Source organism: Streptomyces sp. NPDC001515, from assembly GCF_053597115.1.
Genome location: NZ_JBSFHN010000022.1, coordinates 17,699 through 31,953, shown reverse-complemented (window position 1 = coordinate 31,953; position 14,255 = coordinate 17,699). Strand labels below are relative to the sequence as shown.

Here is a 14,255-nt window from a genome sequence, read left to right as displayed (position 1 = left end):
TCCGCGGCGGGCGTTGATCAATTTCATTGGCCCTCGGCACTTACCGCCGTACGGGTGATCGATCTCCGAACGGCCTACGGAATCCTCCGCTCCTGGAACCCGGCAAAACGGGACGTTCGGTCACTTCCGAGCGGCTTCCGGGGCGTGTAACGTGCGCGTTTCTCTGCGCCCGCACAGCCGCTCCGACCTGCGAATACCGTTCCGCGCACCCCTTCCGCAGCACGTCCGTGTCGCAGTTGTCAAGCCCCGAGATATGCCCTGACCTGCGAAAACGCCATTCAGGAGAAGCAGTTCTCGTGTTACTCTTGATAGCCACGGAAGGGGTACCTGTCACATGACGTTCAAGGTTGGCGACACCGTGGTCTATCCCCATCACGGGGCCGCGCTGATCGAGGCTATCGAAACTCGCCAGATCAAAGGCGTGGACAAGACCTACTTGGTGCTCAAGGTCGCCCAGGGCGACTTGACGGTGCGTGTGCCGGCGGACAATGCCGAGTTCGTAGGCGTGCGCGACGTGGTCGGGCAGGAAGGGCTGGACCGGGTCTTCGAGGTGCTCCGCGCGCCGTACGCGGAGGAGCCGACGAACTGGTCCCGACGCTACAAGGCAAATCTCGAGAAGCTCGCGTCCGGCGATGTCATCAAGGTCGCGGAAGTGGTTCGCGACCTCTGGCGTCGTGAGCGCGAGCGCGGACTCTCCGCAGGTGAGAAGCGGATGCTCGCCAAGGCTCGGCAGATTCTGGTGAGTGAGCTCGCCCTCGCGGAGAACACGAACGAGGACAAGGCCGAGGCTCTACTCGACGAGGTCCTCGCGTCCTGAGCCGGATCGCGCCGGTCGTAAATAATGTGCCGCGGTGCCCGCTGACCAGCCGTCTGTACGGCCTGTCGTCGGGCGCTGCGGCATGTCCGGAAGCACATCATCCGGCCCCGGAAGGAAAAGATCCGGAGGCGACGACTCCGGAAGTGTCGGCGCGTTGGCCTCGCCGACGATCCCCCGGTACTTTGCTCGCGATCTTGTGAAGCCGACGATCCCGAAGCCGACGGTCCGTCCGATCGCGAGCGGCCGGTGCGGTGTCCGTCCCGCCCGGGGTCACGGAAAGGGTCCCGGTCGGGTCGGGGCGCGGTGCCCCGGCTCGCTTGTGGCCATACCCACGTCGGCCGTGAGGACAAACATGCCGAAGCCTCGGAGTGCAACCGATGTCTGAACAACCGCGTCCCTCCCGCACCGCCGCCGTGATCCCCGCGGCCGGCCGCGGCGTACGGCTCGGCCCCGGGGCCCCCAAGGCGCTCCGCGCGCTCGGCGGGACACCCATGCTGGTCCACGCCGTACGCGCCATGGCCGCCTCCCGCCATGTCTCCGTCGTCGTGGTCGTCGCCCCGCCGGACGGCGCCCCCGAGGTCCGCGCGCTGCTCGACGAGCACGCGCTGCCCGAGCGCACCGAATTCCTGGTGGTCCCCGGCGGCGCCACGCGCCAGGAATCCGTACGCCTGGGCCTGGACGCGCTGCCCGAGGACGTCGCCACCGTCCTCGTCCATGACGCCGCCCGGCCCCTCGTCCCCGTCGACACCGTGGACGCGGTGGTCGAGGCCGTCCGCGACGGCGCGCCCGCCGTCGTCCCGGCCCTGCCGCTCGCCGACACGGTCAAGGAGGTCGAACCCGGCGCCCCAGGCGCGCCCGAGCCCGTGCTCGCCACCCCGGTCCGGGCCCGCCTCCGGGCCGTACAGACCCCGCAGGGCTTCGACCGCACCACGCTGGCGCGCGCCCACGCGCAGGTCGCGCTCAGCGGCGAGGGCGCCACCGACGACGCAGGCATGGTCGAGCAGCTCGGCGCGCCCGTCGTCGTCGTCCCCGGGCACGAGGAGGCGTTCAAGGTGACCCGCCCCCTCGACCTCGTCCTCGCCGAAGCCGTACTCGCACGCAGGAGGGCCCACGATGGCTTCTGACGTTCCCCCCGGCCCCGTGATCCCGCGCGTCGGCATCGGCACCGACATCCACGCCTTCGAGGAGGGCCGGGAGCTCTGGTGCGCCGGGCTGCGCTGGGACGGCGAGGGCCCCGGACTGGCCGGGCACTCGGACGCGGACGTCGTCGCGCACGCCGCCTGCAACGCGCTGTTCTCCGCCGCCGGCCTCGGCGACCTCGGGCAGCACTTCGGCACCGGGCGCCCCGAGTGGTCCGGCGCCGCCGGCGTCACCCTGCTCACCGAGGCCGCCCGGATCGTCCGCGCCGAGGGCTTCGAGATCGGCAACGTCGCCGTCCAGGTCGTCGGCGTACGGCCGAAGATCGGCAAGCGGCGCGAGGAGGCGCAGAAGGTCCTCTCGGCCGCCGTGGGCGCGCCCGTCTCGCTCTCCGCCGCCACCTCCGACGGCCTCGGCTTCACCGGCCGGGGCGAGGGCATCGCCGGGATCGCCACCGCCCTCGTCTACCGCACCGGCTGACCTCCCGCGTGGGGGCGGGGGTCCCGGACCCCGCCGCCACGGCGTTCGCAGGCCGGCCCCGCGCGGGCGCGCCGGGCCGTGCGCACCGGCGCTCTCGCGCACACCCCCCGCCTTGTTGCACATCACTTGCACGTACGCTGGTGCGGCAATGACGTGGTGCGCGAGGGTGGTGGAACTCCGGGATGAGGGCGACGACGGCGGCGCCGGTACGGGCCGATGCGGGCGGGTACGTCCTGCGGACGGCCGGGCCGGCCGATCTCGACGGGGCGCGCGCCGTGATGCTCGACACCGTCTACCGCGATCTGCGCTCGGGATACGTGCCCCGCTGGCACGCCGACATCATCGACCCCGAGGCCGCCTATCTGCGCCCCGCGCGGTGCACGCTGCTGGTGGCCGAGCGGGCGGGCGAGATCGTGGCGACGGGGGCCGTGCGCGACCGGGGGCCGCAGGCGCCGCCCAACCCGCGGTGGGTCGCGGACCGCTTCCCGTCCGGCACCACCGCCCAGCTCTGCCGGATCTATGTCGCGCCCGAGCACCGCAGGCGCGGGCTCGCCCGCCGGATGGTGCGCGAGCTGCTCGGCTTCGCGGCCCGGACCGGCGGCTACGAGGCGGTCTACCTGCACACCGACCCGGCCGTGCCCGGTGCCGAACCGTTCTGGCGGTCGCTGGCGCACGAGGTGTGCGACGAGCGCACGCTGCCGGGCGGCGGCCAAGGCATCGTCCACTTCGAACTGCCGCTGCCGGGGCCGGACGGGACCGCTGCGGCCCTCCCTGTCACATGACAATCATTTTCATATAAGGTCGTCGCCATGCCCACGTCCCGACGCTCCGCGCTGCCCCTGATCCTCTCCGCGACCGCCCTCCTCGTCCCCCTCGCCACCGCCTGCTCCGGCGGCGCGTCCGACGGCAAGGGCGCGGACGGCGGGCAACGCCTCCGGGTCGTCATGGCCTTCCCGCCCGCCCAGGCGATGTCCCCCTACGGCGACGACGCCGTCACCCTCAGCCGCCTCGCGGTCGTCGAGGGCCTCACCACCCTCGGCCGCGACGGCACCGCCGAACCCGCCCTCGCCTCCTCCTGGAAGCGCGACGGCGCGAAGGCGTGGACGTTCACCCTGCGCGAGGCGGCCTTCCACGACGGCACGAAGGTCGACCCCGCCGCCGTCGTCCGGTCGCTGACCGCCGCCGAGAAGGCGTCGCCCAAGCCCCGCGTCCTGTCCGACACCCGCATCACCGCCACCGCCCAGGGCACCGACACCGTACGGATCGTCACCGACGCGCCCGACCCGCTGCTGCCCCAGCGCCTCGCCAACCCCTCCCTGACGATCCTGTCCGCCGCCGCCTACACCGGCCGCACCGTCGACCCCGCCGGACACGCCACCGGCCCCTTCGTCCTCACCGGCGTCAAGGGCGCCGTCAGCGCCACCCTGAAGCGCCACGACGCCTACTGGGGCGGCCGGGCGAAGGCCCCCGGCGTCGACGTCACCTTCGCCGCCGACGGCACCGCCCGCGCCAACGCCCTGCGCACCGGGGCCGTCGACATCGCCGAGTACGTACCCGTCTCCCAGGCGTCCCTCCTCGGCGACGACCTCGTCCACGGCTTCCCCTCGGCCCGCACCAACGGCCTCTCCCTCAACACCCGGCGCGGCGTCTTCGCCGACCCCGCGATGCGCGCCGCCGCCCGCGAGGCCATCGACTCCAAGGCCCTGGTCAAGGCCGTCTACGAAGGCCGTGCCGACACCGCGCGGGGACTCCTCGGCCCCGGGGTGAGCTGGGCCGCCGAAGCACGCACCGCCCCCGTCAGGACCAAGGCAGCCGACCGGGCACGCGTGGCGCGCACCCCGCGGATCGTCCTCGCCACCTACACCAACCGGCCCGAACTCCCCGAGGCCGCCACCGTCGTCCAGCAGCAGCTCACCGCGCGCGGCTTCACCGTCAAGCAGGTCGTCCGCGACTACGCCCAGTTGGAGGCCGACGCCCTCGCCGGGACGTACGACGCCTTCATCCAGGCCCGCAACACCCTCCTGGACACCGCCGACCCGGCCTCCTACCTCGCCTCCGACTTCACCTGCGACGGCAGCTTCAACATCTCCCAGCTCTGCGACCGGCGCGTGGACGCCGCCGTGGACCGCGCCGCCGCCGCCACGGACACCGACGCCCGCCACGCCGCCGCGGCCACCGCCGAGGCCGCCGTCCTCGGCACCGACGCACTCGTCCCGCTGCTCCACGAACGCTTCATGCAGGGCTACGACGACAGCCGCGTCCACGGCGTCGCCCTCGACCCCCTGGAGCGCACCCTCGTCACCGCGGACACCCGCGTCGGGTGACCGGGTGAAACACCTCACCGGCCGGATCGCCGCCCTCCTCGCGGTCGTCGCCGTCGTCGGACTGCTGCCCCGCCTGACCCGGACCGACCCCGCCCGCACGATCCTGCACGCCCGCTACCCCGACCGGCCGCCCACCGCCGAGACCCTCGACGCCATCCGCGCCGAGACCGGTCTCGACGGCGGCCCCCTCCGCCTCCTGGGCGGCTGGCTCGGCGGGCTGCTCCACGGCGACCTCGGCACCTCGTGGGTCTCCGGACAGCCCGTCGCCCCCGACGCCCTGTCCGCCCTGGGCGTCTCCCTGACCCTCATGGGCGCCTCCTTCGCCGTCGCCCTCGCGGTGGCCGCCGCCCTCACCGCCCGCACCCTGCGGCGCGGAGCGCGGAACCGGACCGCCGCCCCGGGCGCGGGCACCGGCGCCGCCGTCCTCGCCGCCCTCCCCGAGTTCCTGCTCGCCACGGTCCTCGCCGCCGTCCTCGCCGTACGGCTCGACTGGCTGCCGGCCCTCGGCTGGGGCGCCCCCGAGCACACCGTGCTGCCCGCCCTCGCCATGGGCATCCCCGCCGGCGCCCTGCTCGGCCGGCTCCTGGACGACGCGCTGCCCGCCGCGTTCGCCGAACCCTGGGCCCGCGCCGCCACGGCGGCCGGGCTCCCCGGACACCGCACCGCCCGCCACGCCCTGCGCCGCACCCTGCCCGGCCTGCTGCCCCAGCTCGGCCTGACCGTCGTCGGCCTCACCGGCGGAGCCGTCGCCGTCGAAACCCTCTACGCGATACCCGGCCTCGGCGGCACCGCGCTGGCCGCCGCCCTCGCCCAGGACCTCCCCGTCCTCCAGTCCTGCGTGCTGCTCCTGCTCCTCCTCGGCACGGCCGCCGGACTCGCCGCCCGCCTCACGGCCCGCGCCCTGCTCGGCCCCGCCCTCCACGACGGCGCCCTGCCCGCCCTCGTCCCGCCGCCCGTCCGCCCCCGCGCCTCCCTCACCGCGGGCGCCCTCCTCCTCGCCGCGCTGTTCGCCGCCGTGACCGTCGCCGGACTCCTCCGCGACCCGCTCCACATCGACGCCGCCGCCCGCCTCGCCGGCCCCTCCGCCGCCCACCCCTTCGGCACGGACTCCCTCGGCCGCGACGTGCTCGCCCGCCTCGGGCACGGAGCCGGCCGCACCGTCCTGACCGCCGTCGCCGTCTCCGCCGCCACCCTGCTGCTCGGCCTCGTCCTCGGCGCCGTCCGGGCCGGCGCGCTCACCGAGACCGCCAACGCCCTGCCCGCGATCCTCACCGGCCTCCTCGTCGCCGGCATCGCGGGCCCCGGCCCCTGGAGCGCCGCCGCCGCCGTCACCGCCGTCGCCTGGACCCCCCTGGCCGCCCACACCGCCGCCCTCCACGCCCAGGAACGCGCCGCCCCGCACCTCACCGCCGCCCGCGCCCTGGGCGCCGGCCGCCTCCACCTGCTGCGCCGCCACCTCCTGCCCGGCGTACTGCCCCCCGTCGCCCGCCACGCCGTCCTGCGCGTCCCCGCCATCGCCCTGGCCCTCGCCTCCCTCGGCTTCCTCGGCCTCGGCACCGAACCCCCCGCACCCGAATGGGGGCGCATGCTCGCCGAGAACCTCCCCTACGCCGAACGCGCCCCCTGGTCCGTCCTCGCCCCCGCCGCGGCCCTCGCCGCCCTCGGCGCCCTGGCCGTCCTCACCACGGCGGCGGCCCGCGCCCGACACGCCCGGACACGTCCCGCGTGACCGCTGCCGCTCCTCTTCGACGCGGGTCCCCAGGGCGTCTGGGCCCTGCCACCGGCGCGCTCTCCTCCGTCTCCGGACTCGCCGTGCTCGGCGGCAGCGCCGCCACCGGCGCCCTGCTCGACGCCACCGCCGCCGTGCGGTGGACCGTCCTCGCCGCGGTCCCGCTCGCCGGTGCCGCCGTCGCGGCGACTCTTCCGGCGGGCCCGGACGGAACGCGAGGACGGGAGAGCCGGGGTGGGATAGACGTAGAGGGAACGACGACCCGACCGGAAGGACGCACGCCATGACCGCCGCACTCTCCGAGGAACTCAAGGCCCTGCTCGACTCCCCGGTCTTCGTCACCGTGGCGACCATCCAGCCCGACGGCAGCCCGCAGGTCTCCCCGGTCTGGGTCAAGCGCGACGGCGAGGACGTCCTCATCTCCACCACCACCGGCCGCCGCAAGGAACGCAACCTCGCCCGCGACCCCCGCGTCTCCGTCGTCGTCCAGCCCTTCGACGCGCCGTACACGTACGCCGAGATCCGCGGCACCGCCACCCTCACCACCGAGGGCGGCCAGGCGCTCATCGACGAGCTCTCCCTGAAGTACACCGGCAAGCCCTACGCCGAGTTCAACCCCTCCGCCGACGACGACGCCCCCCGCGTCGTCGTCCGGATCACCCCGCGCAAGGTCGTCGGACGCGTCTGAACCGCGCACCTCGCACCAACTGGCCCCGCATTCCCCCAACGGGTCGCGGGGCACTGGTGCGCGCCCACTACCCTTGAGGCGTGACTATTCGCCTGTACGACACCAGCGCCCGGCAGATCCGTGACTTCGTCCCGCTCACAGCGGGCTGTGTCTCGATCTACCTCTGTGGCGCCACTGTCCAGGCCGCCCCGCACATCGGGCACATCAGGTCCGGACTGAACTTCGACATCATGCGCCGCTGGTTCGCCCACCGGGGCTACGACGTGACGTTCGTCCGGAACGTCACCGACATCGACGACAAGATCATCACGAAGTCCGCCGAACAGGGACGCCCCTGGTGGGCCATCGGCTACGAGAACGAGCGCGCCTTCAACGACGGCTACGCCGCGCTCGGCTGCCTGCCGCCCACCTACGAGCCCCGCGCCACCGGCCACGTCCCCGAGATGATCGAGATGATGCGCGGCCTCATCGAACGGGGCCACGCCTACGCCGCCGACGGCAACGTCTACTTCGACGTGCGCTCCTTCCCCGGCTACCTCGAACTCTCCAACCAGGACCTGGACGACCTGCGCCAGCCCTCCGGCGACAACGAGACCGGCAAGCGCGACCCGCGCGACTTCGCCATGTGGAAGGCGTCCAAGCCCGGCGAGCCCAGCTGGGAGACCCCCTGGGGCCGCGGCCGCCCCGGCTGGCACCTCGAATGCTCCGCCATGGCGCACAAGTACCTCGGCACCGCCTTCGACATCCACGGCGGCGGCATCGACCTGATCTTCCCGCACCACGAGAACGAGATCGCCCAGGCCAAGGCGTACGGCGACGACTTCGCGCGGTACTGGGTGCACAACGCCTGGGTCACCATGTCCGGCGAGAAGATGTCGAAGTCCCTCGACAACTCCGTCCTCGTCAGCGACATGGTCAAGACCTGGCGCCCCATCGTGCTGCGCTACTACCTCGGCACCCCGCACTACCGGTCCATGATCGAGTACAGCGAGGAGGCCCTGCGCGAGGCCGAATCCGCCTTCGCCCGCATCGAGGGCTTCGTCCAGCGCGTCACCGAGAAGGCCGGCGAGACCGTCGCCCCCGCCGCCGAGGTGCCGCCCGCCTTCGCCGAGGCCATGGACGACGACATGGGCGTCCCGCAGGCCCTCGCGATCGTCCACACCACCGTCCGCCAGGGCAACTCCGCCCTCGCCGCCGACGACAAGGAAGCCGCCGTCGCCCGCCTCGCCGAGGTCCGCGCCATGCTCGGCGTCCTCGGCCTCGACCCGCTCGACGAGCACTGGGCCGGCGAGAACGACCGCGGCGACGACCTCCACGGCGTCGTCGACACCCTCGTCCGCCTCGTCCTCGACCAGCGCCAGGCCGCCCGCGCCCGCAAGGACTGGCCGGCCGCCGACGCCATCCGCGACGAACTCAACCAGTCCGGACTGGTCATCGAGGACAGCCCCTCCGGACCACGGTGGACCCTGGGCCCGCGCCCGTAGCGCCCCACGTGCCGCCCGGCTCGCCGGGCGGCACACTTTCACTTATACGCACGCACGACGAAGCAACGAAACAGGTAGGTCATGGCCGGGAACAGCCAGCGCAGGAACCGCCGCACGTCCAACAAGAAGGGCGCGACGGTCGGCAGCGGTGGCCAGCGACGCCGGGGCCTCGAAGGCAAGGGCCCCACCCCGCCCGCCGAAGCCCGCAAGAAGCACAAGAAGAACCGCATCGCCACCGCCAAGGCCAAGCAGGCCGCCAACCGCCGCCCCGCCCCCCGCCGCGGCGGCGTCAAGGGCACCTCCGAAATGGTCGTCGGCCGCAACCCGGTCTACGAGGCCCTGCGCGACGGCGTGCCCGCCACCACCCTGTACGTCCAGCAGTACATCGACAACGACGAGCGCGTCCGCGAAGCCCTCCAGCTCGCCGGCGAGCGCGGCAACATCAACCTGATGGAAGCCCCGCGCCCCGAGCTCGACCGCATGACCGGCGGACTCAACCACCAGGGCCTCGTCCTCCAGGTCCCGCCCTACGAGTACGCCGACCCCCAGGACCTCCTCGAAGGCGCCTACGACAACGGCGAGGAACCCCTCGTCGTCGCCCTCGACGGCGTCACCGACCCCCGCAACCTCGGCGCCATCGTCCGCTCCGTCTCCGCCTTCGGCGGCCACGGCGTCGTCGTCCCCGAGCGCCGCGCCGCCGGCATGACCGCCGGAGCCTGGAAGTCCTCCGCCGGCACCGCAGCCCGCACCCCCGTCTCCCGGGTCACCAACCTGACCCGCGCCCTGGAGGCGTACAAGAAGGAGGGCATCGCCGTCGTCGGCCTCGCCGCGGACGGCGAACACACCGTCGAGGACCTCGAAGCCCTCGACGGCCCGGTCTGCATCGTCATCGGCAGCGAGGGCAAGGGCCTCGGCCGCCTCGTCGGCGAGACCTGCGACTACCGGGTCCGCATCTCCATGCCCGGCGGCGCCGAATCCCTGAACGCCGGCGTCGCCGCCGGCATCGTCCTCTACGAGGTCGCCCGCCGCCGCGCCTGATCCGCGCCCCCGCACGGGCGTCGGGCGCCGCCCCCGATCCGCGCGCCCCTCGCACCACCCGCACGGGCGTCGGCCGACCGGAGCACCACCCCCGCCGGCCGACGCCCTCGCACGCCCCCACCGGGGGCGCACCCGGCCCCGCGCGCGCCCCCGCTCACCCCACCACCCCCTTGTTGACGGGCCCCCGACACTTCGGCGCCGTCAAGGCAGTGTCCTAAACACACATCACTCGGTTAGATGAGTGTGGACACCAGAACGCCTCGGTTCGACGAACAACCCGCCCTGAGCATGGCCAAGGTGGACTGCGACCCCGCGCAGGTCATCGTCAACCACGCCAGCTTCCGGGTGCAGCTCGCCCCCGGCCAGCGCACCCGGCTGCGCGGCGTGGGCCCCGCCGTCGCGCCCAGGATCCCCGCCATGAGCGGCGCCGGAACAGCCCGCGGCCGACGCGCCCCCGTCGTCTGGAGCGGCAAGTCCGCCCCCGGCGACCCCGGGGCCACCGGACTGCTCCAAGCCGTACGCAACTCCACCACCGGCCACCCCGCCACCGCCTACGACCCGTACGAGCCCTACGCCCCGTACGCGTACGACAGCGACCCCCTCGCCACCCGCGACCCGCTCCTCGAAGAGACCCAGCCCAACCCCGTCGTCACCGCGCCCCCGCCGCGCACCGGCGGGCCCCTGCTGCCCCCCATGCGCCAGGCCGTCGGTGCCTACGACCCCGTCGAACCCGGCCCGTACGACCCGCCCGCCTACCACGACGCCTACGACGACCGCGCGGACGATCTCACCGACCCCGCCGACCTCACCGACGACACCGACGCCACCCGCGACCGCCGCGCCGACGACGTCCGGCACGCCTACTACCCCGGCCGCCGCATGAACCTCGGCGTCGTCCTGCTGCCGATGCGCGTCTTCCTCGGCTTCATCTCCATCTACGCCGGCATGGGCAAACTCTGCGACCCCGTCTACTTCGACGGCGGCGAACGCGGCTCCATGGTCAAGTGGCTCAACTCCCTGCACCCCTGGGCCCTCGCCGAACCCCTGCGGGAGTTCGCCCTCTCCCACCCGGTCGGTGCCGGACTCACCATCGCCTTCCTCCAGGTCGTCGTCGGCGTCCTCACCGTCCTCGGCCTCTGGCAGCGCGTCGCCGCCACCATCGGAGCACTGCTCTCCGCGGCCCTCCTCGTCACCGTCAGCTGGCGCACCGTCGCCGCCTACGACGCGCCCGACATCATCTACCTCGCCGCCTGGAGCCCGCTGATCATCGCCGGCGCCCCCGTCTACTCCATCGACGGACGCCTCGCCGGAGAAGCCTGGCGCAAGCTCGGACCCCGCTCCGAGATCTGGGACCTGCGCCGCCGCGTGCTGCGCCGGGGCGCCGTCGTCGCCTCCGTCGTCGTCGGCCTCACCCTCCTCATCGGCTCCATGCTCGGCGGCGCCGTCCGCTCCACCGAGGTCGTCACCGTCCCCGGCCCCAACGGCGTCCCCACCAACCAGCTCCCTGGCTCCCCCCTCCCCGAGAAGTCCCACCGGGGCAAGGCATCCCAGAGCCCCGCCGGCCAGCGCCCCGCCCCCTCCCGCAGCACGGCCCCGCAGACCCCGACCGCGGACGCCTCCACCCCCGCGTCCGGCGGCTCCGGCGAACCTGGCCGGACGGCGGGCGCCACCACCGGGACGGGCGCGGGACAGCCCAGCCAGACCCAGGGCACCGGCCAGACCACCCCCCGGCAGTCCACGCCCCAGCAGCCCCCGACCACCAGCTCCGGCCCCAGCTCCTCCGGGCCCACCGGCAGCGGCGGCGGCTCCAGCAGCGGCGGCACCGACCCCGGCAGCGGCTCCTCCGCCGGCACCTCCGACGGCGGCGGCAGCGGCGGCGGACGCAACCCCATCGGCGGCCTCCTCGGCTGACGGGCACCGCACCGCACGACACAGGGGGCGGGCACCGGATCCCCATCCGGTGCCCGCCCCCTGTCACATCCCCGGGCGCGGGGCGGCCTACCGCCCGTCCAGCTCCTTCGCCGCCTCCGTCAGATCCTTCGCGGTGTCGATCGCCCGCCAGTACGCCCCGTGCGGCAACGGGAACCCGGCCAGACGGCGCTCGCGCGCCAGCCGCGGAAACGTCGTGCGCTCATGGTCGCCTCGGTCCGGCAGCAGCCCCGTGAACGCCGGCGAGAACACGTACACCCCGGCATTGATCAGATACGGCGACGGCGGCGCCTCGATGAAGTCGGTGATGTGCCCGAACGCGTCCGTCTCGACGGCACCCCACGGAATGCGCGGCCGGGCCAGCGCCAGGGTCGCCGTCGCATCGCGCTCCGCATGGAACGCGGCCATCTCGCGCAACGAGAAACGGGTCCAGATGTCACCGTTCGTCGCGTACCACGGCTGCTCCGGATCGGGCAGCCGGGCCGCCGCGTACTTCAGACCGCCACCGCGCCCCAGCGGCTCGGTCTCCACCACCGTCGTCACCCGCAGCGGCAGCACCGCCTCGGCCAGCCACTCCTGAAGCACCTCGGCGAGATGCCCGCACGACACCACGGCATCGGTCACGCCCTCGGAAGCCAGCCAGGACAGCTGATGGCCGATGATCGGCGTCCCGGTACCCGGGATCTCGACCATCGGCTTGGGGCGGTCATCGGTATACGGGCGCAGCCGTGACCCCTGGCCACCCGCCAGGATCACGGCCTGCGTCGGAAACGTATGCATGCCAGGCACGATATGCCGTGCCGGACATGCACCGGTCAGCTGAACTGCGCGACACCCGAGGCGAACGAGGTGTCGCACACCGGACGCGAGAAGCGGTGCGCCCGCGTCGGGCCGTACTGCCGCACCGCGGCCTTCCCCAGCGCCCGCGCGATGGACATGCAGTGCTTGGCCAGCGAGGGACGGCCCTCGACGGCACGCTGGAGCTCCGTCAGCGCGACCCCCGGGTCCTTCTGCTGGAGCTCGACCAGCAGGCGGTCCCGCAGGACGTCCTGCGGGGCGGGCGCCTTGGCGGTCTTCGACACGGACTGCGAGGACGCGGCGAGGATCTGCGCGTCGGAGTTGGACGCCGCCCACGGCACGGCGGTCACCGCGAGGGTCCCGGACAGGACCATGACGACAGGCAGGACGAAAGCGAGAGTTCGGCCGATACGGCGCGCGGAGTGCATCACGCAGCGAGCGTAGCGGGCGGTGAGGGAACGACGACACCGTGTCACCCTTGCGGGCGATGGTTCGATCCCGCCTTTCGAATCCCGTGTTGACGCGGGGAAACGAAATGACCGTTGTGCCGGGGAAAACGGGCCCCGCCCGTCCAAACCTCCCGGCGCCCGCCGACACCCTGCCGACACGGCGGTGGCCCCGCACGGTCATCGTGCGGGGCCACCGTACAGCCGGTGCGCGAACGTCAGGCGGTGAGACGCTCACCCGTCGACGTCGCGAAGACGTGCAGCTCGTCCGGGCGCGGGACGACGTGCAGCTTCGTGCCCTTCTCCGGGACCGCACGGCCGCCGACGCGGACGACCAGGTCCTTGTGCTCGCCACCGACCTCGGCCGCACCGTAGACGAAGCCGTCGGCGCCGAGCTCCTCGACGACGTTCACGGAGACGGCCAGACCGGCCGGGGCCTCCGCGGAGTCCTTCGAGAGGGCCTTCGCCGCCGCGCCACCGTGCTCGACGATGTCGAAGTGCTCCGGGCGGATACCGACCGTGACGGTCTTGTCGCCACGGCTCGCGGCGGCGCTCAGCGCCTCGCGGGAGACCGGGACGACGCTGTTGCCGAACTTCACGCCACCGTCGGTGATCGGGACCTCGACCAGGTTCATCGCCGGGGAGCCGATGAAGCCGGCCACGAAGAGGTTCGCCGGCTTGTCGTACATGTTGCGCGGCGAGTCGACCTGCTGGAGCAGACCGTCCTTGAGGACCGCGACGCGGTCACCCATCGTCAGGGCCTCGACCTGGTCGTGCGTCACGTACACGGTCGTGATGCCCAGACGGCGCTGGAGCGACGCGATCTGCGTACGGGTCGACACACGGAGCTTGGCGTCGAGGTTCGACAGCGGCTCGTCCATGAGGAACACCTGCGGCTCACGCACGATGGCGCGGCCCATCGCCACACGCTGACGCTGACCACCGGAGAGCGCCTTCGGCTTGCGGTCCAGGTAGTCGGTGAGGTCCAGCATCTTGGCGGCCTCTTCGACCTTCGCCCGGATGTCGGTCTTGTTGACACCGGCGATCTTGAGCGCGAAGCCCATGTTGTCCGCGACCGTCATGTGCGGGTACAGCGCGTAGTTCTGGAACACCATCGCGATGTCCCGGTCCTTCGGCGGCAGGTGCGTGACGTCGCGGTCACCGATGCGGATCGCGCCGCCGTTGACGTCCTCGAGACCCGCGAGCATGCGCAGGGAGGTCGACTTACCACAACCGGAAGGACCGACGAGGACGAGGAACTCGCCGTCCGCGATGTCGATCTCGAGCTGGTCGACCGCCGGCTTCGTGGAGCCGGGGTAGACGCGGGACGCCTTGTCGAACGTGACACTGGCCATGCTGACGCTTCTCCTTCACCGGCAGGAACG

Annotated in this window: 13 protein-coding genes; 10 read left to right on the top strand and 3 right to left on the bottom strand. The window is 73.3% G+C overall.

Annotated elements, in window-relative coordinates; genetic code table 11:
• Window positions 1–334: 334 nt before the first annotated feature.
• From ACWCXC_RS23135 to ACWCXC_RS23090, 10 genes are all read left to right on the top strand, one after another.
• Window positions 335–817, top strand: a complete 483-nt coding sequence (locus tag ACWCXC_RS23135) for a CarD family transcriptional regulator (RefSeq protein ID WP_006380568.1) — start codon at window positions 335–337, stop codon at window positions 815–817.
• 377 nt (window positions 818–1,194) lie between these two features.
• The gene (gene ispD, locus ACWCXC_RS23130) at window positions 1,195–1,941 is read left to right on the top strand and encodes a 2-C-methyl-D-erythritol 4-phosphate cytidylyltransferase (RefSeq protein WP_450682163.1); all 747 of its coding nucleotides are present in this window, start codon (window positions 1,195–1,197) and stop codon (window positions 1,939–1,941) included.
• A complete protein-coding gene (gene ispF / locus ACWCXC_RS23125; RefSeq protein ID WP_450682164.1) occupies window positions 1,931–2,434 on the top strand; it encodes a 2-C-methyl-D-erythritol 2,4-cyclodiphosphate synthase in 504 nt (167 codons plus the stop codon). Before ispD ends, ispF begins: the two co-directional genes overlap by 11 nt.
• 182 nt (window positions 2,435–2,616) lie before the next feature.
• Complete coding sequence (locus ACWCXC_RS23120) at window positions 2,617–3,216, top strand: GNAT family N-acetyltransferase (RefSeq protein WP_450682165.1); 600 nt, start codon at window positions 2,617–2,619, stop codon at window positions 3,214–3,216.
• Between the two features lie 27 nt (window positions 3,217–3,243).
• A complete protein-coding gene (locus ACWCXC_RS23115) occupies window positions 3,244–4,758 on the top strand; it encodes an ABC transporter substrate-binding protein (RefSeq protein ID WP_450890410.1) in 1,515 nt (504 codons plus the stop codon).
• Window positions 4,759–4,762: 4 nt separating this feature from the next.
• On the top strand, window positions 4,763–6,487 hold the full coding sequence (locus tag ACWCXC_RS23110) for an ABC transporter permease subunit (protein WP_450890409.1): 1,725 nt from the start codon (window positions 4,763–4,765) through the stop codon (window positions 6,485–6,487).
• A gap of 283 nt (window positions 6,488–6,770) precedes the next feature.
• Entirely contained in the window at window positions 6,771–7,175 is a 405-nt protein-coding gene (locus ACWCXC_RS23105; protein WP_450682168.1) for a PPOX class F420-dependent oxidoreductase, read from the top strand.
• Between the two features lie 80 nt (window positions 7,176–7,255).
• Entirely contained in the window at window positions 7,256–8,659 is a 1,404-nt protein-coding gene (gene cysS, locus ACWCXC_RS23100; RefSeq protein WP_450890408.1) for a cysteine--tRNA ligase, read from the top strand.
• Window positions 8,660–8,740: 81 nt separating this feature from the next.
• The gene (gene rlmB, locus ACWCXC_RS23095) at window positions 8,741–9,697 is read left to right on the top strand and encodes a 23S rRNA (guanosine(2251)-2'-O)-methyltransferase RlmB (protein ID WP_450682170.1); all 957 of its coding nucleotides are present in this window, start codon (window positions 8,741–8,743) and stop codon (window positions 9,695–9,697) included.
• Window positions 9,698–9,934: 237 nt separating this feature from the next.
• Window positions 9,935–11,608: a DoxX family membrane protein gene (locus ACWCXC_RS23090; RefSeq protein WP_450890407.1), complete on the top strand. Its 1,674-nt coding sequence runs from the start codon at window positions 9,935–9,937 to the stop codon at window positions 11,606–11,608.
• A gap of 87 nt (window positions 11,609–11,695) precedes the next feature.
• Here the strand turns inward: ACWCXC_RS23090 and ACWCXC_RS23085 are convergent, their stop codons facing one another.
• The 3 genes from ACWCXC_RS23085 to ACWCXC_RS23075 form a co-directional block, all read right to left on the bottom strand.
• A complete protein-coding gene (locus tag ACWCXC_RS23085; RefSeq protein ID WP_450682172.1) occupies window positions 11,696–12,406 on the bottom strand; it encodes a nucleotidyltransferase family protein in 711 nt (236 codons plus the stop codon).
• 35 nt (window positions 12,407–12,441) lie between these two features.
• Window positions 12,442–12,855 (bottom strand): hypothetical protein, encoded by a 414-nt coding sequence (locus tag ACWCXC_RS23080; protein ID WP_450682173.1) that lies wholly within the window; start codon window positions 12,853–12,855, stop codon window positions 12,442–12,444.
• Window positions 12,856–13,088: 233 nt separating this feature from the next.
• Complete coding sequence (locus tag ACWCXC_RS23075; RefSeq protein WP_450682174.1) at window positions 13,089–14,225, bottom strand: ABC transporter ATP-binding protein; 1,137 nt, start codon at window positions 14,223–14,225, stop codon at window positions 13,089–13,091.
• Between the last annotated feature and the right edge of the window lie 30 nt (window positions 14,226–14,255).

What these genes read in the sequence shown, in the direction of transcription:
- ACWCXC_RS23115 (WP_450890410.1), top strand. Translation starts at nt 3,244, where the DNA reads ATGCCCACGTCCCGACGCTCCGCGCTGCCCCTGATCCTCTCCGCGACC.
- ACWCXC_RS23135 (WP_006380568.1), top strand. Translation starts at nt 335, where the DNA reads ATGACGTTCAAGGTTGGCGACACCGTGGTCTATCCCCATCACGGGGCC.
- ispD (WP_450682163.1), top strand. Translation starts at nt 1,195, where the DNA reads ATGTCTGAACAACCGCGTCCCTCCCGCACCGCCGCCGTGATCCCCGCG.
- ACWCXC_RS23075 (WP_450682174.1), bottom strand. Translation starts at nt 14,225, where the DNA reads ATGGCCAGTGTCACGTTCGACAAGGCGTCCCGCGTCTACCCCGGCTCC.
- ispF (WP_450682164.1), top strand. Translation starts at nt 1,931, where the DNA reads ATGGCTTCTGACGTTCCCCCCGGCCCCGTGATCCCGCGCGTCGGCATC.
- ACWCXC_RS23120 (WP_450682165.1), top strand. Translation starts at nt 2,617, where the DNA reads ATGAGGGCGACGACGGCGGCGCCGGTACGGGCCGATGCGGGCGGGTAC.
- ACWCXC_RS23085 (WP_450682172.1), bottom strand. Translation starts at nt 12,406, where the DNA reads ATGCATACGTTTCCGACGCAGGCCGTGATCCTGGCGGGTGGCCAGGGG.
- ACWCXC_RS23105 (WP_450682168.1), top strand. Translation starts at nt 6,771, where the DNA reads ATGACCGCCGCACTCTCCGAGGAACTCAAGGCCCTGCTCGACTCCCCG.
- rlmB (WP_450682170.1), top strand. Translation starts at nt 8,741, where the DNA reads ATGGCCGGGAACAGCCAGCGCAGGAACCGCCGCACGTCCAACAAGAAG.
- ACWCXC_RS23090 (WP_450890407.1), top strand. Translation starts at nt 9,935, where the DNA reads ATGAGTGTGGACACCAGAACGCCTCGGTTCGACGAACAACCCGCCCTG.